Origin of the sequence: Mucilaginibacter daejeonensis (assembly GCF_020783335.1) — a bacterium.
Lineage (GTDB): Bacteria > Bacteroidota > Bacteroidia > Sphingobacteriales > Sphingobacteriaceae > Mucilaginibacter > Mucilaginibacter daejeonensis.
In genome coordinates, this window is record NZ_CP086068.1 from 1808758 (window position 1) to 1829398 (window position 20641).

24 protein-coding genes are annotated in these 20641 nt (G+C 42.5%); 11 read left to right on the forward strand and 13 right to left on the reverse strand.

What is annotated here, in order from left to right; translation table 11 throughout:
- Nucleotides 1-8: 8 nt before the first annotated feature.
- Genes LLH06_RS07690 through LLH06_RS07700 form a run of 3 tightly spaced genes read right to left on the reverse strand, consistent with a single transcriptional unit; the run spans nucleotide 9 to nucleotide 4244 of the window.
- Nucleotides 9-1094 (reverse strand): hypothetical protein, encoded by a 1086-nt coding sequence (locus LLH06_RS07690; RefSeq protein WP_228172689.1) that lies wholly within the window; start codon nucleotides 1092-1094, stop codon nucleotides 9-11.
- On the reverse strand, nucleotides 1091-2758 hold the full coding sequence (locus LLH06_RS07695) for an FAD-dependent oxidoreductase (protein WP_228172690.1): 1668 nt from the start codon (nucleotides 2756-2758) through the stop codon (nucleotides 1091-1093). The genes LLH06_RS07690 and LLH06_RS07695 overlap by 4 nt, the downstream gene beginning before the upstream one ends.
- Complete coding sequence (locus LLH06_RS07700; protein ID WP_228172691.1) at nucleotides 2736-4244, reverse strand: polyamine aminopropyltransferase; 1509 nt, start codon at nucleotides 4242-4244, stop codon at nucleotides 2736-2738. The genes LLH06_RS07695 and LLH06_RS07700 overlap by 23 nt, the downstream gene beginning before the upstream one ends.
- Nucleotides 4245-4267: 23 nt before the next feature.
- Between LLH06_RS07700 and LLH06_RS07705 the strand changes: the two genes are divergently transcribed.
- The gene (locus LLH06_RS07705; protein WP_228172692.1) at nucleotides 4268-4468 is read left to right on the forward strand and encodes a hypothetical protein; all 201 of its coding nucleotides are present in this window, start codon (nucleotides 4268-4270) and stop codon (nucleotides 4466-4468) included.
- Here the strand turns inward: LLH06_RS07705 and LLH06_RS07710 are convergent.
- From LLH06_RS07710 to LLH06_RS07725, 4 genes are all read right to left on the reverse strand, one after another.
- Nucleotides 4450-5889: a DUF4178 domain-containing protein gene (locus LLH06_RS07710; protein WP_228172693.1), complete on the reverse strand. Its 1440-nt coding sequence runs from the start codon at nucleotides 5887-5889 to the stop codon at nucleotides 4450-4452. The genes LLH06_RS07705 and LLH06_RS07710 overlap by 19 nt on opposite strands.
- Nucleotides 5890-5891: 2 nt before the next feature.
- Nucleotides 5892-6245, reverse strand: coding sequence for an S-adenosylmethionine decarboxylase family protein (locus tag LLH06_RS07715; protein WP_228172694.1), 354 nt, complete (start codon nucleotides 6243-6245; stop codon nucleotides 5892-5894).
- Between the two features lie 342 nt (nucleotides 6246-6587).
- On the reverse strand, nucleotides 6588-7244 hold the full coding sequence (locus LLH06_RS07720) for a zeta toxin family protein (RefSeq protein ID WP_228172695.1): 657 nt from the start codon (nucleotides 7242-7244) through the stop codon (nucleotides 6588-6590).
- Nucleotides 7244-7486 (reverse strand): hypothetical protein, encoded by a 243-nt coding sequence (locus LLH06_RS07725; protein WP_228172696.1) that lies wholly within the window; start codon nucleotides 7484-7486, stop codon nucleotides 7244-7246. The genes LLH06_RS07720 and LLH06_RS07725 overlap by 1 nt, the downstream gene beginning before the upstream one ends.
- A 572-nt stretch (nucleotides 7487-8058) precedes the next feature.
- On the opposite strand from LLH06_RS07725, the gene LLH06_RS07730 reads away from it, so the two are divergent.
- The 5 genes from LLH06_RS07730 to LLH06_RS07750 all read left to right on the forward strand — a co-directional run bounded on the left by LLH06_RS07730 (nucleotide 8059) and on the right by LLH06_RS07750 (nucleotide 11740).
- Nucleotides 8059-8607 carry a carboxymuconolactone decarboxylase family protein gene (locus LLH06_RS07730; protein ID WP_228172697.1) on the forward strand — a complete coding sequence of 183 codons (549 nt, stop codon included), beginning with the start codon at nucleotides 8059-8061 and terminating at the stop codon, nucleotides 8605-8607.
- Nucleotides 8608-8692: 85 nt separating this feature from the next.
- Nucleotides 8693-9493, forward strand: coding sequence for an enoyl-CoA hydratase/isomerase family protein (locus LLH06_RS07735; RefSeq protein WP_228172698.1), 801 nt, complete (start codon nucleotides 8693-8695; stop codon nucleotides 9491-9493).
- Between the two features lie 12 nt (nucleotides 9494-9505).
- Entirely contained in the window at nucleotides 9506-10165 is a 660-nt protein-coding gene (locus LLH06_RS07740) for a peroxiredoxin-like family protein (RefSeq protein WP_228172699.1), read from the forward strand.
- Between the two features lie 2 nt (nucleotides 10166-10167).
- Entirely contained in the window at nucleotides 10168-10938 is a 771-nt protein-coding gene (locus LLH06_RS07745; protein WP_228172700.1) for an SDR family oxidoreductase, read from the forward strand.
- 109 nt (nucleotides 10939-11047) lie between these two features.
- Complete coding sequence (locus LLH06_RS07750; RefSeq protein WP_228172701.1) at nucleotides 11048-11740, forward strand: SDR family NAD(P)-dependent oxidoreductase; 693 nt, start codon at nucleotides 11048-11050, stop codon at nucleotides 11738-11740.
- Between the two features lie 59 nt (nucleotides 11741-11799).
- Here the strand turns inward: LLH06_RS07750 and LLH06_RS07755 are convergent, their stop codons facing one another.
- From LLH06_RS07755 to LLH06_RS07770, 4 genes are read right to left on the reverse strand one after another with little or no spacing between them, the layout of a single operon-like run.
- Entirely contained in the window at nucleotides 11800-12552 is a 753-nt protein-coding gene (locus LLH06_RS07755) for an MBL fold metallo-hydrolase (RefSeq protein ID WP_228172702.1), read from the reverse strand.
- A gap of 60 nt (nucleotides 12553-12612) precedes the next feature.
- Nucleotides 12613-13401, reverse strand: coding sequence for a molybdopterin-dependent oxidoreductase (locus LLH06_RS07760; protein ID WP_228172703.1), 789 nt, complete (start codon nucleotides 13399-13401; stop codon nucleotides 12613-12615).
- Between the two features lie 5 nt (nucleotides 13402-13406).
- Nucleotides 13407-14114 carry a cytochrome b/b6 domain-containing protein gene (locus tag LLH06_RS07765; protein WP_228172704.1) on the reverse strand — a complete coding sequence of 236 codons (708 nt, stop codon included), beginning with the start codon at nucleotides 14112-14114 and terminating at the stop codon, nucleotides 13407-13409.
- A gap of 36 nt (nucleotides 14115-14150) precedes the next feature.
- On the reverse strand, nucleotides 14151-14954 hold the full coding sequence (locus LLH06_RS07770; protein WP_228172705.1) for a DUF1223 domain-containing protein: 804 nt from the start codon (nucleotides 14952-14954) through the stop codon (nucleotides 14151-14153).
- A gap of 149 nt (nucleotides 14955-15103) precedes the next feature.
- On the opposite strand from LLH06_RS07770, the gene LLH06_RS07775 reads away from it, so the two are divergent.
- The 5 genes from LLH06_RS07775 (at nucleotide 15104) to LLH06_RS07795 (ending at nucleotide 17540) form a co-directional block, all read left to right on the forward strand.
- Nucleotides 15104-15703: a sigma-70 family RNA polymerase sigma factor gene (locus LLH06_RS07775; RefSeq protein ID WP_228172706.1), complete on the forward strand. Its 600-nt coding sequence runs from the start codon at nucleotides 15104-15106 to the stop codon at nucleotides 15701-15703.
- Nucleotides 15704-15715: 12 nt separating this feature from the next.
- The gene (locus tag LLH06_RS07780; protein ID WP_228172707.1) at nucleotides 15716-15988 is read left to right on the forward strand and encodes a hypothetical protein; all 273 of its coding nucleotides are present in this window, start codon (nucleotides 15716-15718) and stop codon (nucleotides 15986-15988) included.
- Between the two features lie 80 nt (nucleotides 15989-16068).
- On the forward strand, nucleotides 16069-16308 hold the full coding sequence (locus LLH06_RS07785; RefSeq protein ID WP_228172708.1) for a hypothetical protein: 240 nt from the start codon (nucleotides 16069-16071) through the stop codon (nucleotides 16306-16308).
- 67 nt (nucleotides 16309-16375) lie between these two features.
- On the forward strand, nucleotides 16376-17062 hold the full coding sequence (locus LLH06_RS07790; protein ID WP_228172709.1) for a peroxiredoxin-like family protein: 687 nt from the start codon (nucleotides 16376-16378) through the stop codon (nucleotides 17060-17062).
- 16 nt (nucleotides 17063-17078) lie between these two features.
- Nucleotides 17079-17540 carry a thioredoxin family protein gene (locus tag LLH06_RS07795; RefSeq protein WP_228172710.1) on the forward strand — a complete coding sequence of 154 codons (462 nt, stop codon included), beginning with the start codon at nucleotides 17079-17081 and terminating at the stop codon, nucleotides 17538-17540.
- 493 nt (nucleotides 17541-18033) lie between these two features.
- Here LLH06_RS07795 and LLH06_RS07800 read toward each other — a convergent pair whose 3' ends face one another.
- Together LLH06_RS07800 and LLH06_RS07805 are read right to left on the reverse strand one after the other, a co-directional pair.
- Nucleotides 18034-18798 (reverse strand): SDR family oxidoreductase, encoded by a 765-nt coding sequence (locus LLH06_RS07800; protein ID WP_228172711.1) that lies wholly within the window; start codon nucleotides 18796-18798, stop codon nucleotides 18034-18036.
- Nucleotides 18799-19011: 213 nt separating this feature from the next.
- On the reverse strand, nucleotides 19012-20319 hold the full coding sequence (locus LLH06_RS07805) for a spondin domain-containing protein (RefSeq protein WP_228172712.1): 1308 nt from the start codon (nucleotides 20317-20319) through the stop codon (nucleotides 19012-19014).
- Nucleotides 20320-20641: the final 322 nt, after the last annotated feature.

A 20641-nucleotide genomic window follows, 5' to 3' on the forward strand; every position in this document is an offset into this window, starting at 1 on the left:
CTTGAGATTTAAGTATTGAAATCACAATCTTGTTTAGCTCTTTTCCAAATAAATCCATCCAAAACATAATGTGTTGATTGCGGCAAGGCGAGCAGGGGTATTAATAAGGCCAGCGTTAAAGAATCATTTATTAAAGGCAACTTATTAAAAGCCTGAAAAAATGTAGTGTGCTCACGCCAAACAAGTCCATCCCATAAGCCTTCCTCTACATATGCCAGTAGAATTAAAAATATCACAAAAACCAGCACTCCGGTATATGGCCTAAAGGCGGCCCTTAAAAGCGGCCGTTCATTTGCATTGCTTTGCTTCAATCGTTTTTGTTCCATTAGCCATACCAGCGCCATGTAAGGAATGCCATGAGAAATCACGTTTAAGGTAGTGAAAGCCATATCACCATTGTAATATACAATGCCGAAGTACCAGGATAGAAAGGTGCCCAGTACAATAAGATTACGCGGTAAATTGATTTTTTGGGACTGTAAAAAGAACACAGTCTCTTTTACTAAATAGGTTACTATTACAAAAGCATATAGCCAACTGCCAACTGTTGATATCCAAGCTGATCTAAATATCAGGAAATCACCATTAATAAACCAGTTGAACTGCCGGCCACCTGCTACATGCCAATAAACCAGTGGATATAGTGTTGCTGTGTAAATGGCCAACGTGTCTATGCGTCTATATAATTGAGCTTGTTGCTCTTTGCGGCTGTACAAGCGCATAAAGCCATATTGTTGCCTGATAAAATGAAATACTGCCAGGTAGGCCAGTATGCGCCAAAATATCATGCCATCAATATTGTACAATAAAACCCCAACCACATAGCACAGGAACGGTATTACTACCAGCATTGGCTGCTGCCTTATGGCTGATAAACGAAAATAAGTACGGTACAAAGTGCTGTATACATGCGCTACGTCTATCATTACAACAAGCAAAACCCAATATATCAATGGCATAGCTGATGTTGTTTTAAAAGCTTCGGGAAAGCAGGCCACTGCCAACAAAGCCAAAAATGGTGGAGACAAAATAAATATGCCATCCACCAGGCCCGAGCTTAACCAAGGCTGTTTATTTGGTTTAAGCGTGTTCATGCCTGCTCCAGTACTTGGGTCGCGGCTTGTATGCCCTGATGAAAAGCTTCTTCAAACACCGAAATCCCGCTTAAATCAGTGTGGGCAAAAAAGATCTGATTGTTTATAGGTTGCCGGGCCTTTGTACGCATACCTCCCCAGATATAGTTTACCGCAGGGCTGATCATCCCGTGCCCCCATAGCCATAATTCTGCTTCCTCAATATGTGGGGTGATGCCCAGATGCAGCTTTTCCATTTCCGGAATAATGATATCCAGCCATTGCTCGTAAGTGCGGGCATATGCAGCCAATCGGGACACCCGTGGTTCTTGATTGCACAAAGGCAGGTAGTAAGTAAGCACTTTTTTATTTTCGCGCATGCTTACGCTTTGCTGATTGGCATTTACATAGCCTACCGATGGCGTATTGTAAGCTACATTATCCCAGCATAGCTGCACCCCTTTTGCATACGGTAAACTATCTACGGTAAGGTTGGCTATAAGCCACGGGCTGTAGTGCATTGCTTTATAATCAATTCCTGGCCGGTTGGTGCCTTTGAGCAAGCGCTGATTTACAAACTGTGGTGATGCCATTATTACCTTGTCGGCATAAATGGTTATCGTTTGATGGAGTTGAATATCATACACTGTTACAGCAACCCGGTTTCCATCCGGCTTTATAGCGTAAGCCATCTGATTGGTTTTAATGTGTTCCGTCACCTCATCACGAAGCCTGCTCATGAGCCAGCCGTTGCCTTCGGGCCAGGTCAAAACAGCATTGTCTTCGGCATTAGCCGCTTTTCCTTTGCGGGCCGCAAAATAATGCAACCCTGCCCATGCAGATACTTTATCCGACAGGACGCCATAATCATCCTTACAGCAATAATCTAAATACCAAAGCAGATGCTCAGAGGTGAAACCGTAGGTTTTCAGGTAGTCTTTAAACGATATCTGATCTAGTTTCCTATAAGCGTTGTCTGTTGAACTTTCATCGAGCGGCAATGTAAAGGCATATCTATCATCCTTACCTTTAGCTTGCTTTAGGGTGTTAATTAGTTTAAAGAAACGGTCAATCTGTTGCTTATCTTTTGTTGGTACACCAAAGTCGGGTACCAATCCTTCCTGCCATTCGCCGTTGATCAGCAGCCGCTCTTCGGGGTCAAAGCACAAGTAATACTCGTTATAAAAGGGCAGTCTTTTGTCATTAAAGCCAGTAATTATATTATGTTGTTGCAGAAACTCTATAAGCAAGCCATCATCGTTATTCACAATGGGCAGATAGTGGGCGCCTAAGGGATATTTTGAAACAGCATTGCTGCCATAATACGCATTGCCGCCTGCATGGTTTTCCAATTCTAAAACTTCAAAGTTGTGTTCACCTTGCTTTTTTAACCAGCGCGCGGCAGATAAACCCGATATCCCGCTGCCTACAATCAGCGTCTTTACAGTTCTAGACTCGGTAGGAACGGGCAGTTGCAATTTATCGCGGAGTATGTGGCCTGCTTTGTGGTTGGGTCCGTTTAGTTTGCCTTTAATGTGTGCATAGGCCTGTTTGTGACCAGTTACTTTACTTACACAGTTTTGTAGCATAACACCACCTACTGACAAACCCGCACGCAGCAGAAAGGAGCGGCGATTGATACTGCTTAGCAACTGGCTGCGCTTATAAAACGGTCGACCACTCATCTTCAAAATATTTCACCAGTATCTGGTTATTTAAACGGTTTACGCTGGCCGGCAGCCGCGCCATATCTCTTGGAAAGTAAAGCATCTGCTCCAGCGTACCTTTTGACATAAAACGTAAACCCGGTAAATACTTATCTGGAACGTGATAGGAAGGCTTGTACATGGCCATAATATATCCCCATTCGCCAAAAGAGGGTACATAATTGTGATAGGGTACCGTATGCAAGCCCACCGATTGCAGGGTTTTTTCCACTGTCCAGAACGATTTAGGTGCTACATACGGCGAGGTGGACTGAATAACCATAATCCCGTTTGGTGATAGCAAACGCTTGATGATGCTGTAAAATTTATTGGTATAAAGTTTACCTACCGAGTAGTTGGACGGATCAGGGAAATCAATAATGATAGCATCATAGTTGGTATGCTGCATACGTGCCCAGGCAAAGGCATCGGCACTGATTACCTTTACTTTAGGTGATAGCAGCGAACGCTGGTTAAGTTTAATCAGCATTTCATTGGATTGGAAAAGCTCCGTCATGCCTTTGTCCAAATCCACCAGTGTAACACTTTTAACTTGTGGGTACTTGAGAATTTCACGTACAGCTAGTCCATCACCTCCGCCCATTACCAGTATATTTTGCGCCTGGGGTAATGCTTGTAATACCGGATGTATAAGTGCCTCATGGTAGCGGTATTCATCGATAGAGCTAAACTGCAGGTTACCATTTAAAAACAATCTTAAATCGCGCCCGCGTTTGGTTAGGATGATACGCTGGTAAGGTGTGCTTTTAGAATAGATGATGGTGTCTGCATAGGTTAAACTTTCCGAAAAACTGGTGATGACATTAGCCAGCACAAAACCGGTTAATAAAGCAATGAGACTGATGATAGATGCGCTTTTCAGATAGCGTACCGCGTTAATTTCTGGAGCAAAGCCAAAGCATACCAGCAATGCTACGCCAACATTAAGTATACCAAACAAGTAAGCGGTGCGCACCAACCCCAAGTATGGAATCAATATCAGCGGAAACACGAGCGAAGCAATGAGCGCACCAATATAATCGAATGTAAAAACTTTGGATACCAGGTCTTTGAATTCATATCGATCTTTTAAAATGCGCATGAGCAGCGGAATTTCCAGACCTACCAGTATACCGGTGATGGATACTAAGCCATAAAGTACCAGGCGGAAGGAGCTGACGCTCTCGAACACCATAAATAAAATAGTAGAACTGGTTCCGCCTACCAGTCCCACCAGAATTTCGATTTGGATAAACCATGATAGCAGGTTTTTCTCAAAGTACTTGGAAAGCCACGAGCCAATTCCCATTGAGAAAAGGTAAACGCCAATGATGGTAGAAAATTGGGTAACAGAGTCACCCAGCAGATAACTGGCCAGCGTACCAGCTATGAGTTCATAAATCAGTCCGCAGGTGGCAATAATAAAAACGGAAATAAGGAGCAGGACAGGAAGCCTTTTATGCATAACCAAAATTATTTATGATAAAAATGAGCACCGTAACCGCCGCCATGATGACCGCCTCCTGTACTATGATATTCCGTGTTGCGCTCTACATTGCCGCTTTCCCAGTAAGCAATGCCATGGAGCGTAGCATAAGTAAACCAACAGGCTATAGCCAGGGCTATGATAAGATAGAATTTATTAAGCTTTATATTTTGAGCATTCATTTCTATTCGTCGTCTGTATGATAAGGGGAGAAGTCGCTGTTCATCCAACGTTGCTTTTCAAAACGTTCCATGCGGTAATAGCAATAAAACGGGTAAAGGCACAAAAAGAAGATAGTGACCAATATATTACGCCACAGCACCACATTTTCGGTAACGGTAATTTCAATATTGGGTATAGATACGGATCCGGCAAACGGGTAAATGTTTAAATGATATTGCCCGCTCGGAATATTGGAGAGCAGTACATCGGCTGTTGTACCACCTTCCGACCAGCTTTCGCCATCTTCATAACCATGATAATATTCAATACTCTCGGTAACCTCCCAGGTTTCGTTGGTTTTGTCATTCACGAGTACAATTGTGGTTTCCGACCAGTTGTTGTCGACATTTGATGTGATATCAAACTCAAGCGGGGTTGCATTATCTACCTTGAACGACGCCGTTTTTATGGGTTTAAATTCTATATTCCGATTTGTATCTGCAATATATTGGTCCGGCAGATTAGAATCCAGTTTAGTTTGACTGCTGTCACTCACGCCAAACCGGATAGCTGTATCTATAATTCCCGCTGATACGGCAGTGGTATCCCGGTTAGCTGGTGAACTTGCGGTTAACGGCAATACTTGGCTGAATACTACTTTACTTGGCCTATCAATACTAAATATCAAAGCCACCACCAGCACAGCCAGTATAATGAATGGCGTAATCCAGGATATAGATTTCCATCGGGCATAATGCTTGGAAGGTTCATTCGGCGCAATGCCAAGCTTGGTTGAGAAATCGGCTACCGGTATTTTAAAAGCTTCTGCTATTTCGCGGGTTTCTGTGTATTCGCCTTTGTACCAATTTTTTATGTTCTTGCTATGTTTATCCTGTTCTTTAACTAACAGATAAGGCGGTGCAATAAACTCCCATGATCGCACTTTTTCTTCCAGCACGTTCCAGTCGTACTCGCCCAGTATACCTGTAATTACCGGGGTGTATTTATTAAACAAGCTATATTCAATGCCATTACATTCAGCTCCACTAATGTCATCATAAACTTTCTCCAGTTCCGGAAATTGTTCCTTGCCTGTTATAAAGTTCCATTGCCCCTGGTATTCTGACAGAAAAGCATATCCTTTGTTGAAATTGTAAAGCATGTACTCTTTCCAGTTGTAAGTGGTACCGGCTTCCACTTTTTCCATATAACCAATTACCTTATAGGGTAAGCCTTTCAGCTCGGCCTGGCTGCCCAGCGGTATAAGCGGTTTTAATTTCGGCTTTGGTGCCGGTGAATGTACAAGGTGAAAGCCTTTTTCTGAGTAGTTGATGTAAGAGTTGCAGGCGCAACAAACAAAGTAATCGCACGCTTCAGCATCGTAAAGCGTGATCTCATGTTTGCACTTAGGGCAGGTTATGTGCTGCTCTGCTGGAAATGCCTTTAAATTAATAGTTGCCATGCTTATCGGGCGATTTCCTTTTTGTGGATTTCGGTACCATCAAAAAAGCTTAGCACATCCTGATAAATACTGCGGGCTTTTGCACTGTTGTCTTTTTTATAATTAGACAAAAATACATCAAAGGTAGCCAGTTGATACTCGGGCCAGGTATGGATAGACAAATGGGATTCTGTTAGACAAACAACTGCGGTGAAGCCTCCGCCTGGAAAATCGTGATATACTTCACCTACATTCTGAAGCCCGTATTTAGTGATGAGCTGTGTAAATAACGTTTTACATGGAACATTAGATTGCAGTAAAGAAGTTTGCGCGGTGTTAAATTCAGCTAAAATGTGAAGGCCCGGTTGATAACTCATTTAAATTAATTAATCAGGCATTAAATATATTTAAATAGTTTTTAAGGGTAAAATTTAATAGTAATACAGATTTTTAGCTTTTAATACAACCGGCGTTTAATTTAGTTATGCTTGCTTTTAAATCTCCTATTATCCAACTGAAGCTGTTCTGTTAAATGTAGTTTGCAATAATTTACAGAGTTGATTTTAAAAGGTTATTGGAATATGTGAAGCGTTATTGTACTGGCTACGTAGAGGACCGTACCCATTATAACAGACATAAGTAAGCAGGGAAGATGCTATAATGCACGAAGTGAGTTTTCCTAAGGATTGGTCGTGGCCAAAACCCTAAAATGTATCTCATTAAATTTCAAACCGTCTTTTCGAACCTCGTCTTTCATTCTCTTTTACATCATTGACAGAATGCTTATAGGTTTCATTAGTTTTTATCAATAGATGGACCTCTGGGCTCAAGCGTTCGTGTAGTAGCCCGTAATCTGCAAGCTTTTGCGGATACTGTAAGGCGTTCTCTTGATAGTAGGTAAGTAAAGACCGTTGAAAACTCATAATTAACTGATTCTTTCCTGTGATACCTGTATAGATGAAATCTGACTGATCAAAATAGAAAAAATATGTGGCAACGTTTTTAAAGCTTTCATTGAAGTTGATTTTAATGTTGTTACCACTGATAATTAACCCGCTTTGTTCGATGCTTCGAAAAGCAACACGTTCAAGCGAATGCTGAGGACTATCCAAAAACAATACTACGAGAGATGTGTGATAACCTGCATGCCGGGCTTCGTCAACTAAATTTTTAAAAGAAGAGTCATTAAAGACAGTTTCTAGTATAATGTCTTTTCTTGCAGTGAGAGCTTGGGTGAATATTTCCTTTGTTCTTCCCTTATAGACATCTGTCATGATGACCTCAAATCCTTGCAAGGCATCAAGACGCGTTCGGATAAAACTTGACTTCCCGGCCGCATTAGGGCCCACCACAAAGACAAGCTCTGGTTTTCTCATCAAGGTCGAAGCTGTTTGATAATGGTATCCTGAACTTTAACAGGTAAATCATTTTCATCAGTAATGATCGTGACGCTAACTAAGTATTGTTCGCCGGTAGGTAATTCCTTGCGGTAGAATTCTCCATCACCTTCGTACCTTGCATAAAAAGGATTACCGAGTTCGAATGCCCGTTGTCTGCCGAGTTCATGAATGTTATCGATGTTAGTCAAGAGTCGGTCAACTATTGGTGATCTTTCCATATTGCAAAATACGTTATTTTAGCGGTTAAACGGTTAAAGTTCTTAAAATCCGGATAGAAAGAACAGGTGAAGTTCGCTTTTATCCAGTACCTAATACTAACCCCGTGCCAAAATTACTACTTGGCGGTTTTGCTGATTGAATTGTATTTGAAGTCCATTGCTTAGTTAAAGAAGTTCGGCGCTGGTTTCCAACCCTGTGAATCATCAGTTGTATTCCATTATGCTTGAGGAGGCAGTCTCATTTGTTTTTATTGGAAGTTATCAAATCAGAAACTGTTATCTGCAAATCATTCTCCTGCTTGAAAAGGTTACACTTTAGTTTTCTATATCTAACCTGATTTGATAGTAGGGAGGGAGGCCTTTTTTATTTAGAACATAGCCTTTTAAGTACTATTAATTATAAACTTTCATCTCCAATTAATAAGCGGGTTTAGAAAGTAAAAACCGATTAAATAAATCTTCCATGGGAAGATATTACATGTCGTCGGGAATTCTCTCTATTCATGGGCCCGGCTCTTAGCTGCACCTTTGTAATGTCAAAAGACAATAACAAAATTTAAATAAATCAAATCATGAAAAATTTCCCAATCCCAACCAAAGAACAAGTTTCTCCAGCAAACCAAACCATTTTTGATAACCTGAATGGTATGGTAGGTTTCGTACCTAACCTGTATGCTATCTTCGCTCACTCTGATACCGCCTTAAGCGATTACCTGGCTTTGCAAAACAGAAAGTCATCTATTCGCGCTAAAGAACGTGAAGTAATTAACTTAGTGGTTAGCCAGGTAAATAACTGTTCTTACTGCTTAAGCGCACATACTCAATTTGCCAAAATGAATGGTTTTACTGATGAGCAAATCCTTGACATCCGTCGTGCAAACATCAGCTTTGATCCTAAACTGGATGCTTTAGCTAAACTGGTAAAAAGCACTACTGAAAACCGCGGCCATGCAAGCGCAGAGGTGTTAGAAAACTTCTTTGCAGCAGGCTATACAGAATCTAACCTGATCGATGTAGTGATCATCATTGGCGATAAGATCATCACCAACTACCTGCATGCTTTAACTGATATTCCGGTTGACTGGCCTTTAGCTCCTGAACTGGAAGCAGCTGCCGTTTAATGATAATTCCCGGGAGGTGTACTTCACCTCCCTTTATTTCACTGCTTTAATTTTCCTGTTAACCTCTCCTAAAACAAACTACATCATGGAAACTAATAACACCCCAGCATATTTTACCCGTTTTGAGCACCTGAATATGAGCCGCAGCGCAAACGGTGTCCTAACTGTTCACTTTACTACTAACAACGGTCCGATCGTATTTACCGGTACTGACCACCGCGAATTTGTAGAGGCCTTCAGTCAGATCGCTCAGGACCGCGACAACAAAGTGGTCATTCTGACTGGTACCGGTAACGAATTCTTTGCCCAGATTGACGGACCCAGCTTAGGCGATATCACCAATCCACGCGACTGGGATAAAACCTGGTGGGAAGGTCAGCAATCGCTGCAAAACCTGACCAGCATTGGCGTACCGGTTATATCCGCCATCAACGGCCCTGCTATTGTACACTCAGAATTTGCCTTAACTGCCGATATTATCCTCGCCAGCGAAAAAGCTTATTTTCAGGATTACCCTCACCTAACTTTCGGCATAGTTCCCGGAGATGGCATGCAAACCGTTTGGGCAAGGGCATTAGGAGAATACCGTAACAAATACTTCCATTATACCCAACAAAAAATTACCGCTGCTGAAGCTAAAACATTAGGCGTTATTGCTGAAGTGCTGCCAGACAATGAAGCCCTGCTCAACCGCGCTAATGAACTGGCAGAACAGTTATTGAACATCCCGGAACTGACCCGCCGCCATATGCGCGCCATGTTTATCGCACCATTACGTAAAGCCTTATTGGAGCAGGTAGGTTATGGCTTAGCCGTAGAAGGCATCACCGCTACCGACCTTAGAATTGCTGCCGAAGAAAAAGCCAAACAACAAAATAACGCTTAAATACAAGAAATAATGGATAAACAAACTATCAATACCCCAACCTTAGCCACCGAACTGGCAGACTTTCAAACCTCTTGGAATGCTAAAGCGCCAGAAGGCTTGCAGGACAAATTCGAGAATGGAGTAGAAGAAATAAAAGCGTTGAACGATACGGCATTAAAGGTTGGTGATATTGCTCCCGACTTCGAACTGAACAATGCCTTAAACCATCCAGTTAAACTTGCTGACCTGTTAAAAAACGGCCCGGTAGTATTAAGCTGGTACCGTGGCGGCTGGTGCCCATATTGTAATATTCAACTGCGCTATCTGCAAAGTTATCTGCCTCAGTTTAAAGCCGCAGGCGCTATATTGGTTGCACTTTCGCCGGAATTGCCCGATAAATCACTAACTACAACGGAGAAGAACAACCTTGAGTTTGAAGTACTGACTGATTATAACAACGAGGTAGCGTGCCAGTTCCGTATTGTCTTTAAGCTGAACGAAGAATTGATCGACATCTACAATGACTTCCACAAGCTGGAAACCTACAATGGCGTAGCTACAAACGAACTGCCTGTTCCGGCAACCTACGTAATTGGAACCGACGGGGTAATCAAATATGCCTTTGTTGACACCGATTACCGCAAGCGCGCCGAGCCCGCAGAAATTCTAGAAGTTCTTAAAAGCTTATAACCATGTGGAATTTAAATAAAAAAAAGATACTGATCACCGGTGGCACTAAAGGTATAGGCCGGGCGGCCGTCATCGAAATTTTGAAACTGGGTGCCGAAGTGCTGTTTACTGCCCGTAACCAGGATGAGGTTGCATCCTTTGAACAGGAGCTTCAGGAGGCGGGATTCGCCGCGACCGGACTGGTTAGTGATATTGCGGATACAGCGAATCGCCACGAGGTGATTACCTGGATCGAGAAGCATTGGGGTGCGCTGGATGTACTGGTTAATAATGTCGGCATGAATATCCGTAAACCCACATTGGAATTTACAACCGAAGAGTACAAAAGGATATTAGATGTAAATCTCATAGCACCTTTTGAACTTTCACGCAGCCTCCATCCTTTATTGGTTAAAGGCCAAAATCCTGTCATTATCAATGTAGCTTCCATTGCCGGTTTTCTGGATGTACAGACTGGTTCGCCCTACGCAATGTCTAAAGCAGCTTTGATACAACAAACAAAAAATCTGGCAACAGAGTGGGCAAAAGACGGCATCAGGGTAAACGCCCTTTCGCCCTGGTTTACGGAGACACCACTTACCGAGGCGCTCCTTTTGAATGAAAGCAAAGTGCAGGACGTGCTTAGCCGGACACCTTTAAAGCGCGTGGCCCGTGCAGAGGAAATGGCAACCATAATCGCTTTCCTGGCTATGAATGCTTCCTCTTATATCACTGGTCAGAATATTATTGCCGATGGTGGCATGAGTGTTACAGCACTGCTTAGCCGCAGCTAAAATGCAACACATCACAAATCTTCAGTAATTTTTGCCTCAAAGTTTCCTTTGAATACATTAAGGGAAGTACGGCAAACATTTTTAAGTCAATTTAAATTACCTCATTATTATGGAAAATAAACAAACTGTATTAGTTGTTGGTGCTTCCCGCGGGTTGGGATTAGCCCTGGTAGAAGAATATTGCAAACGCGGATTCGACGTTATCGCGACAGTTAGACAGCAAACCGATGCATTGCAGGGTTTACAAAAACAGTATCCCGAAACCCTGGAAATACATGAACAGGTGGATGTTGTAAACCTGGATAGCGTTCGTATTTTACATAACAAGCTCAAGGGACGCAAGTTAGATGTGCTGTTTGTAAATGCAGGCATCAGTCGTGCAAATGAGTTAACTCCATTGCAGGTTGAAGAACAGGATTATATCGATATGATGCTGACGAACGCCCTTAGCCCGATGCGCGTGGTTGAACTATTTCATGAAGATTTAGTACCTAACGGAGTCATTGCACTCATGTCATCCGAATTGGGCAGTATTACCAATGCCAGCGCTTTCTGGGAGTTGTACAGTTCAAGCAAAGCAGCACTAAATATGCTGGCTAAATCATTTGCCGCCCGCCATTCTAATGATTCCAGGGCGATGCTGCTGATTGCCCCCGGATGGGTAAGAACAGACATGGGTACTCAGGATGCGATATTAGATGTATCTGAAAGTATTCCATTGGTGGTAGACGTGGTTACTCAAAACGCAGGAAAGCCCGGGCTGCGCTACGTAGATCGTTTTGGAAAAATCATACCTTGGTAAATGCATAAAAGAGCCATACAGTTGCTTGTGTAGTTGTATGGCTCTTTAAATAATCGGTCTTATAAGTCTATGGCTGCTCCGGGTGGCAATAGTTTTAACCGGTTGGCAATACCTAGGGCTGTAAAGCTTTGTTGCAATGCCTCTCCTGATTCGGTATAGTGCGACCAGCCTTCAAAATGCACCGGTATAATGGTTGAATCAGGAAATATTGACGCAGTATCCAGGGCATCGTTCGTACTCATGGTTATACTGAATGGTCCACGGGGCTTTGCTGCTCCTGCAAATATGAATACATATTTAGGATTAAATTTCTGAGCTACCTCTTCAACGCCTTCATAGAATACAGTATCGCCGGTGAGGTAAATTTGCATCTCCTTGGTCTCAACGATAAAACCTATCACGTCGCCGGTTATTTTTTCACTACCGGCCGGTCCGTGTCTTGCCGGGGTAGCGGTAATGGTTACTTCTTCGTTAAGCTTTATAGTTTCCCATGGATCCAATCCGATTGCATTGCCACCTAGTCTATCTGCGCCGACTTTCGTGGTGTACGTATGCTGAACGTCAGGTAGAAGTTTACGTCCGGCCTCATCCAGATTATCACCGTGTTGGTCATGGCTTAGCAGCACCAAGTCTATTTTTCCGATATCGGTAGTCGCCGGCCCTTCAGTTTTCCAATAGCCAAGGTTTTCACCAATCATAAAAGACTTGCCTTTAGGATCTAAAGTAGGGTCTGTCATTATTCGTAAACCACCGAAGTCTAAAATTACCGTAGGTCCACCGATGTAAGTAACACTATTCTTCTTGATCATCATTTTTAAATTTATTCTTTTTTGAGCATCCCTAAGGAGATACGAAATTTTCACAATCCTAATCTATAGGCCAGAGTAGTAGTCATACCCTTGTTCTGCCCAATAATCGCGTGGGCGCCTATCGCTGAAGCTGATCTTGCCAATACGTTTGAGATTCTTGATCCCATATTTAACGGGAATGATTAACCGGAGGGGAGCGCCATTCTCAAGCGGCACCGGTTTGGCATTCATCTCGTAAGCCAATATGGTTTGCGGATGCAGCGCGCTTTCGCGGTCGAGCCCAATGTAATACTCGCCATTAGGTGTCTCCATGCCGACATAATCTTTTTGAGCCAGGCGCTGCAGGCCATAGTGATCGACAAGGTCCGCGAATTTGAGACCACCCCAATATTGTATCTGGTCCCAGCCTTCCACACATTTGAAAGAATACACGATCTCGGTTTTAGGCAGCGCCTTAATTTCGTCTATACCTATTTTCAGTAAATCGCCACCAGGCTTAACTATTTCAAGTTTCCAGTCAGCCGGATTAAAGCCGGTATCATCAATTCCGATATCCCCATTTGTCCGCACCTCTTTAGCAGCCATTGACTTGGGATAGATCTTTACGTGGTGGTCATTGCTGAAGAACCGGCGAAAGAAAAGCTCTGTTTTATTCAGCGCCTTCCTTAAAGGTTTACGGGCACCCGCTGTTATACCCGACGTTTCTTCCGGCGAATGATAAAGCGCTTCCCAGCCCCCGGCAGCAGCGGCGCCCAAGCCTAAAAAGGTGGCAAAAGATATGAAATTCCTTCGTTTAATCTTTTTATTGATCAGTTCGTCAGGGGTTGTCGTTTTTTGATCTTTGATTTCCATAAGATTTAGTTTAAAGAAACAGGCGGCGTTTCATTTAAAACAGTTATTTCTTCGGGATCGGGTTTTTCGACAATTTCAAAGCCTGAAACCACTGAGCGGAAATTATTCCATCCCGCCAGAACTACCTGTACCACATGAATAACAAAGAAAAGCAGGTACCCGATGGTTAAGGCAAAGTGCAGGATACGGGCCAGATGATAGCCGCCGCACAGCCAGGTTGCCCAATAAAACTGAACCGGTTTGTAGATAGCCAGGCCGGTAAACACAGAACCAGCCCCCATAACAATGATGGCGGTATAAGCAATCCGCTGTGCGGCGTTGTACTTTTTTTGCGGAGGCGCCGTTTTCCGGATATGCAGATCGTGCAATACTACCAGCCAGGCCTCTTTAAACGAATGCCGGTTAGGTATCAGTTCGCGCCATTCTCCTGATATCAAGGTATAAAGCACATAAAAAACACCATTGAGCGTAAAGAACCACATGAATAAGAAATGGAATGCCATGCCTTCTGATAACCGGTGCGGGATGCTTAGCCAATTATAAAACCAATCAGGAAAAAAGCGGACGAAGGTATGACCGAAAATGGTAATCTTATAAACATCATTGGCCCAGTAAATCAGCAGGCCACTCCAGATCATAATCGTTAAAATTGGAAAGTTCACCCAGTGGGTCCACCGCATCACCAGCGGATGTTTTTCTTTGATCAATTTCATAAATCAGTACATGAAGGCGTTACTTATTAACAAGGTTTATTTTGAAGAAACAGCATTTGTAAACCTTATATCGTTCAACGGTACCTTAGCAGCGGCGCTGATCATACCATTAGTTGAATTTTGAATAAGGGCGATAATTTCTGCATACTGCCCGCCGAAGTCCGATGGAAGCTCAAGAACTGCGTTGCCGCTGCTTTTGCCATTTAGGGCTACGGTTTTAAGATTGCGCACAATCTGTACATGAGCAAGTGTATGTCCGCTATTCTCTCCTCTTTTAACATTGGTAACGCCTGACTTCTGTACAACTGCTACTATCAAAACTTCATTAGCTTTAGGTGCATCTGCATGATATTGCACCTCGATATATTTATTTCCTGATTTAACTACTGATAAGTTAAGGTGGTAAGCAGACGAAGATTGCAGCCCGGCTTTAATGGCATTCCGTAAAGTACCTTCTTCGGAACCTACAAACTCCTTTTTGCCGTTTACGATAACCTGCGGCGTATAAACCTGATCAGTATTTAACCATTTGCTGTATTGCTGCTGACGAACTGAATAAGCATGGTCGCTAAAAACATCTTTCCAGCCTAACCGGTTCCAGTAGTCAACATGGTAAGCCAGGATGTACACGGGCTGATCATGACTTTCTTTCTCAATTCTGGCAACCAGTTGGTCTGCGGGCGGACAACTGGAACAGCCCTCTGAGGTAAACAATTCAATCACAGCAAAACCCTTATCGCTTGCCGCATAAGATGACTTATCTTTAATAGGATTTGATTTTGTAAAAAGGGCGAGGCTGGACATCACGCCAACCAGCATAAATATTTTAAATGTTTTCATGTCGAAATTCATATTTCCTCCTTGGTAGGAATAAGCAATAACTCCTTACAATAATTTTTACTTTTTTTTGTAAGGTTCATCTTTTGAATCCGACTAAGCAGTCGCCGGTAAATACGGACAATAATTGCTATCGTTTATATCGAATTATTATGCAAATCGAGAAAAAGGATTTGGAGAATACAACAGCTACTTCTATCAACCCTCACCTATGGGTAAGCCGACATGCGGACTACCTTTATTCTTATGCGCTAAGTCGTTTGAATGACGAAGATTTAGCCCGCGATCTTGTGCAGGAAACCTTCCTGGCAGCGTTAGAGAAGGCTGACCAGTTTAAGGGCAACAGCACAGAACGAACATGGCTTACCGCTATATTAAAATATAAGGTAATAGACATCTATCGCAAGAAATCATCTCAGATTGTATTGAAGCCAGATATTGCTCATGCAGAAAAAGAACAGGAAGATTTTTTTGACCCTGAAGACGGGCATTGGAATGTGTCTCACCGGCCTCAACTGCTTGGAATAGAAGAAAATGATCCTTTTACCAATAAGGAGTTAGCCGCTATACTTCACCTATGTATGAAAAAGCTTCCGGTGTTGTGGCTCTCTGTCTTTACCATGAAGCATATGGGTGATGAGGCTACGGAAAACATCTGCTCCACTTTAAAGGTATCGCCGTCTAATTTCTGGGTGATCATTCATAGAACAAAGCTGAATCTGAGGGCCTGCCTTCAAAAAAACTGGATTTAAGGAGGTATTGATATGGGAGAATTAAAGAAAATTGCCTACAACTGTAAAAAGGCTACTCTGCTGATCGAAAAAAAGCAGATCGAGTCACTTACACTTCGCGAGAAACTGGAGCTGAAGATCCATCTGGCAGGTTGCTCTGTTTGCCGGATCTTTGAAAAGCAAAGCGTGATGATTAATCAGATGGTCAAAGATTTATTTAAAGAGTCAGCGCAACGCGATATCAAGCTGGCCGACGACTATAAAAAAGAATTGCAGCAGAAGATTGAAGAGAAGCTGAGCAAATAAATTTTTATTTTTTGTAAGGTCCTGCGGTTATTAACGACTACCAGAGAAAACACAATTTAATAACCAAAGACTTTAACAAAATGAAAAGCTTAAAATCAATTTTATCAGTGGCCGCAGTAGTGGCTTGTTTAACTGTTACCGCTGAAGCTAAGACCCTTACGGCTGTTGCTGACACCTCTAAAATGTCTAAAATGGACCACAAGATGGACAAGAAATCGAAGATGTCCAAAATGGATCATAAAATGGACAAGAAGGCTAAAAAGATGGATAAAATGTCTGACGATAAAATGGACAAAAAGCCAGCCACAAGTAAAATGTAATATCATGGCCCGGTGTTAAGCCGGGCCATTTTAGATTTCCTAACTCCTGATTTTTATCATTATGAATATGCTTCCTATATACTCACGGTATAAACGACTGTCTTTTATTTTGCTGCTCATTTCGGGCCTTTCTTACACAGGCCAAGCAACTGCTAAGAATTCAACTACAAAACAATTAATCTATGTCCGCGATACTGTTCCGGCTAAACCAACTGATATCAGCCCATTGCTCATCGGCGAATCCGTGCCTGCTGTAACTTTACCGGATGCAACAGGTAAACCTATTTCTTTGAATGATAAAATAGCGGTAAAACCGACGATCCTGATTTTCTACCGCGGGGGCTGGTGTCCGTTCTGTAACAGGGAACTGGCCGGCGTTCAAAGCATTGAAGCTAAACTTCGTGGATTGGGTTACCAGATCATCGCGATTAGTACAGATAGCCCGGAGAACCTTAGCAAGAGTATTGATAAGCATAAATTAACTTACACCCTTTTGTCAGACAGTGAACTTTCCGCTTCAAAACAATTCGGCATTGCATTCGTGGCGCCTAAAGCCTACGAGAAAACCTTAATTGAAGGCTCTAACGGTAAAAATGCAGATAAGCTTTTGCCTGTACCTTCTGTATTTATACTTGACACAAAAGGTACTATTCAATTCGAGTACATCAATCCGGATTTCAGACAAAGAATAAGCCCTGATCTGTTAAATGGAGTTGCGGAGGCCTTAATGAAAGATGCTAAGGCAAAAAGTTAATTAACGGTTGGAAGTAATGAAGGGCATAAAATCTTCTAAAATCCTGGTAGCATTAATATCATTATGTATGCTTGTTATAAACGGTGAGGCGGCCTTGGGCCAACATCGTACTAAAGCAAAATATGGTATAGCGTTTATTGACAATTCATGGAATGATGCGTTAAATAAGGCAAAAGCTGCCCATAAATACATATTTGTAGATGCCTATGCTACTTGGTGCGCGCCATGCAAGCAACTGAAAGCAACTACTTTCAGCGATGCCAGGGTGGCTGAATACTTTAACCGAAATTTCGTTAACCTTTCTTTGGATGTAGAGAAAGGAGATGGTGTGGCATTTGGTTCGAAGTGGGATTTACAATCCTATCCAACCTTGTACTTCTTTGATAGCGATGGCAATCTGATTAATCGCTATGAAGGTTTTATTACTTCGCTAGACTTATTAGCACTGGCTCAGAAATTGAACCAGCAAAAAAAGTAATCCTAAACATTTTAATAAGCGGTTATCTATAAGACTAACCAAGTTATGTTGTTAATATTAGCCCCACCATACCGGAGAAGTTACTGCCCGACTACAAAAAAGTCTTCGCAAAACACCTTCCAAAGGCTATCGCGAAGACTTATTCCTGGCCAGTTGTTTATTTGCAGCTAAAACATCGACCTGCTCAATAACAGGAGGTACGGCTAACAACTCCGGAGCGTGTTCCATTAAGGCCTGGGCAATCTGTCCGCCTAAATGCGCATTTCGCCCCTCTTCGGTTTCGAATGTATCGAAAATACCAAACGTAGAGGGGCCTGTTTGCAGGGCATACCAGTTGATGGTTTCTGATTCCTCCTAAGCCAGGGCTAATGCACTTTTAATAAATTCAGCCACTTCCAGCTCTTTGCCCGGTTTCGCTTCCAGGCGCGCTATTAATGCAAACTTTACCATTGTTGTAATTTTTAGTTAGTTGATAAGAAAATTTTATCTGTTGTTATAACAAGCCGGTTGTAACACCACCATCAACAACAAGATTGTGTCCTGTTAGATATGATGATTTGTCCATCGCTAGAAAGGCTATAGCTGCTGCAACTTCTCCATCTTGCGCAATCCTATTTAAAGGCGTACGCGAAGTTATTTTAGTAACCTTTGCCTCATCGGTAAAAACGTTTTTAGTTAGTGGCGTATAAGTAAACCATGGTGACACCGTATTCACCCTTATACCAGCGGAGCCCCATTCAGCCGCAAGGTTACGTGAAAGCTGTATTAAGCCTGATTTTGCCATTCCGTATGGTGCACCACTTTTTAGAACATCATAAGAACCAGCTACGGAGGCTACATTAATGATCGATGCCTTTCCGCTTTTTTCTAAAAAGGGATATAGAATTTTACATAGCTCGAAAGGAGCGAGCAAATTAGTGTCCATAAGGCTTAGCAGGTCGCCCGGCTCATAATCTTTAGAAGCTTTACGAATATTAATTCCGGCATTGTTAACTAAAATATCCAGTTTACCCCAGTTACCAGAAATCCACTCCGTTATAGCTTCACGATGGTGATGATCGGTAACGCTTCCTGCAAGGGTATGTCCGTTTAATCCCAAAACAGATAATTGCTGTTTTGTAGCAGCAAGTTCTGCTTCGTTACGGGCCGTAAACAGCACCTCAGCGCCAAGCGACGCTAATTCTTTAACTACCGCTTTGCCGATGCCTTTAGACCCGCCTGTTACCAACGCCTTCTTGTTTTCCAGATTCCAGTTCATAATTATGAAAATGAGTTGTTTTATTTTGTAGGGCGAGGAGGTATAACCTTACAAGGTTTTTGAATTTTTTCTAATCTTGCCAAGGTAAACAGCTTGCTTTTCCACCGTGGTTTTTTGTAAGCTATGTCAAATTGGCTTCTTAGATGCCACTTAACAAAAAGCACAAGTAAGAATTCACCTACTTGTGCTTTCATAAACTTCCTGTTACTACTGTTATTTAAGCGTCACCTTGATAATATTTGAAATACCGGGCAAAGTGGTAAATGTATTCGGGTTAGGAACCGCTGTTATCGGTTGACTCTCTTTAAGTGGTGTTCCTGCAAGATTGAATTGGGTGATGCCAGCGCCAGGGAACTGGTTGATAGCAGTACCGTCATCATATAACTGAATACTTCCTGATATATCACCTTTCTGGGTAGCATCTACGCCGTTGCCCGTAGTAGCAAAGAACCAGTCATTTGAAAAGCCGTACATGGTTGCTATAGCAATCCGGTCACCCTGGCCAATTGTAAGTTGTTGCGAAACAACACCACCCGGCTGACTGCCAATAACCGGCAACAATACCTTTGTATTCGGTGCTGATAGCACGTAAACTGCTTTAATACCTGGCTTGCCTTTAAGGTAGGCTGCTAACGTATCTGCATTGCCTTTTTGTGCCAATGGCGTAAGTCCCTGATTACGATCTAACTCGCCCGTTTTATAAATCGGATTATCAATACCATTGTAGACAACAACCAGTACCGGTGATAACGGTGTAAAGATCCCGGTGATACTTTCAATGTAAGCTGCCAAAGGTGTGTTGTCTCCCGCTTCGGCAATATTCGTTAAACCGTTTGCAGTAGGTTGTCCGGCTGTATAAAGCGGGTTTGGACTTTGCAAGGTTCCACCTACTATGTAAGATACAGACCAAACGCCCGGGCTAAGCGGCGTTTCATTGGCTGTTCCTCCGGAAGTATTTTCCAGGGTAAGAGTAAATACAGAATTACCTTTGTATTTTAACGTCGCTTTGACAAGCTTAGAGGCTGGCAAATAGCTGTTGCCTTGTGCATCTGTACCATTTACTTCAGTAATATTTTTTACATCCGCCGTGCCCGGATGACTGACATTTGCACTTGGCTTTTGGTTAATTCGGGTACCGTTATCCCATAATTTAATTTGAGCGGATACATCTCCTTCGATAGGATTTCCACTGTTATCGTAAACCTGTATACCCGGACTAGCAGGGGCAAAAAACAAGTCGTTAGACCAGCCGTACATTGTAGCAAAGCTGATAGCCTCACCTTTAGCAGCTGAAAACTGAATAGAAGTGGCCTGACCAGGTAAAATTAAAGCCGGAGAGCCTGAACCCTGGAAAGTTCCCGATTCTACCAAGGGTTGTGATTTAAGCACATTTTCTACAATAATAGTGGATTGCTGGGTGGGTGCTGTTGACGAATCTTTTTGATCTTTCTTGCAAGCGGTAAAGGCTAACGGTAAGATAGCTACCAATAAGCCGCGGTTGATTTTTTGAATAAAATTCATTTTAGATATTTTATCCAATTTGTCGGGCCTGGATAATTAGCCTTACATTAACTTTGTAATACAAGTGTCAGACCTTAACCTATAGAACGCTTGTATCTTCTTACCAACCCTTTCGAGATTTTAATCTTCCAATAAGCGATGATAAGAATGACAAAATCTCCTGTTAATCGGCGGTTTGTATGAGGCTAAATGACGCGAATAGAGCGTAAATGCTACTACAGAAGTAAATTTCCGGCTACTGATGACATAATAAACGGATGAGAAGTTAGGAGGTTGCCTGATACCAAGTTTCGTGAAATAAGATAAATCACTTATCTAGTAA

Excerpts from the sequence above, each read along its gene's own strand:
- LLH06_RS07690 (WP_228172689.1), bottom strand. The coding sequence starts at position 1,094 with ATGAACACGCTTAAACCAAATAAACAGCCTTGGTTAAGCTCGGGCCTG.
- LLH06_RS07695 (WP_228172690.1), bottom strand. The coding sequence starts at position 2,758 with ATGAGTGGTCGACCGTTTTATAAGCGCAGCCAGTTGCTAAGCAGTATC.
- LLH06_RS07700 (WP_228172691.1), bottom strand. The coding sequence starts at position 4,244 with ATGCATAAAAGGCTTCCTGTCCTGCTCCTTATTTCCGTTTTTATTATT.
- LLH06_RS07705 (WP_228172692.1), top strand. The coding sequence starts at position 4,268 with ATGAGCACCGTAACCGCCGCCATGATGACCGCCTCCTGTACTATGATA.
- LLH06_RS07710 (WP_228172693.1), bottom strand. The coding sequence starts at position 5,889 with ATGGCAACTATTAATTTAAAGGCATTTCCAGCAGAGCAGCACATAACC.
- LLH06_RS07715 (WP_228172694.1), bottom strand. The coding sequence starts at position 6,245 with ATGAGTTATCAACCGGGCCTTCACATTTTAGCTGAATTTAACACCGCG.
- LLH06_RS07720 (WP_228172695.1), bottom strand. The coding sequence starts at position 7,244 with ATGAGAAAACCAGAGCTTGTCTTTGTGGTGGGCCCTAATGCGGCCGGG.
- LLH06_RS07725 (WP_228172696.1), bottom strand. The coding sequence starts at position 7,486 with ATGGAAAGATCACCAATAGTTGACCGACTCTTGACTAACATCGATAAC.
- LLH06_RS07730 (WP_228172697.1), top strand. The coding sequence starts at position 8,059 with ATGAAAAATTTCCCAATCCCAACCAAAGAACAAGTTTCTCCAGCAAAC.
- LLH06_RS07735 (WP_228172698.1), top strand. The coding sequence starts at position 8,693 with ATGGAAACTAATAACACCCCAGCATATTTTACCCGTTTTGAGCACCTG.
- LLH06_RS07740 (WP_228172699.1), top strand. The coding sequence starts at position 9,506 with ATGGATAAACAAACTATCAATACCCCAACCTTAGCCACCGAACTGGCA.
- LLH06_RS07745 (WP_228172700.1), top strand. The coding sequence starts at position 10,168 with ATGTGGAATTTAAATAAAAAAAAGATACTGATCACCGGTGGCACTAAA.
- LLH06_RS07750 (WP_228172701.1), top strand. The coding sequence starts at position 11,048 with ATGGAAAATAAACAAACTGTATTAGTTGTTGGTGCTTCCCGCGGGTTG.
- LLH06_RS07755 (WP_228172702.1), bottom strand. The coding sequence starts at position 12,552 with ATGATGATCAAGAAGAATAGTGTTACTTACATCGGTGGACCTACGGTA.
- LLH06_RS07760 (WP_228172703.1), bottom strand. The coding sequence starts at position 13,401 with ATGGAAATCAAAGATCAAAAAACGACAACCCCTGACGAACTGATCAAT.
- LLH06_RS07765 (WP_228172704.1), bottom strand. The coding sequence starts at position 14,114 with ATGAAATTGATCAAAGAAAAACATCCGCTGGTGATGCGGTGGACCCAC.
- LLH06_RS07770 (WP_228172705.1), bottom strand. The coding sequence starts at position 14,954 with ATGAAAACATTTAAAATATTTATGCTGGTTGGCGTGATGTCCAGCCTC.
- LLH06_RS07775 (WP_228172706.1), top strand. The coding sequence starts at position 15,104 with ATGCAAATCGAGAAAAAGGATTTGGAGAATACAACAGCTACTTCTATC.
- LLH06_RS07780 (WP_228172707.1), top strand. The coding sequence starts at position 15,716 with ATGGGAGAATTAAAGAAAATTGCCTACAACTGTAAAAAGGCTACTCTG.
- LLH06_RS07785 (WP_228172708.1), top strand. The coding sequence starts at position 16,069 with ATGAAAAGCTTAAAATCAATTTTATCAGTGGCCGCAGTAGTGGCTTGT.
- LLH06_RS07790 (WP_228172709.1), top strand. The coding sequence starts at position 16,376 with ATGCTTCCTATATACTCACGGTATAAACGACTGTCTTTTATTTTGCTG.
- LLH06_RS07795 (WP_228172710.1), top strand. The coding sequence starts at position 17,079 with ATGAAGGGCATAAAATCTTCTAAAATCCTGGTAGCATTAATATCATTA.
- LLH06_RS07800 (WP_228172711.1), bottom strand. The coding sequence starts at position 18,798 with ATGAACTGGAATCTGGAAAACAAGAAGGCGTTGGTAACAGGCGGGTCT.
- LLH06_RS07805 (WP_228172712.1), bottom strand. The coding sequence starts at position 20,319 with ATGAATTTTATTCAAAAAATCAACCGCGGCTTATTGGTAGCTATCTTA.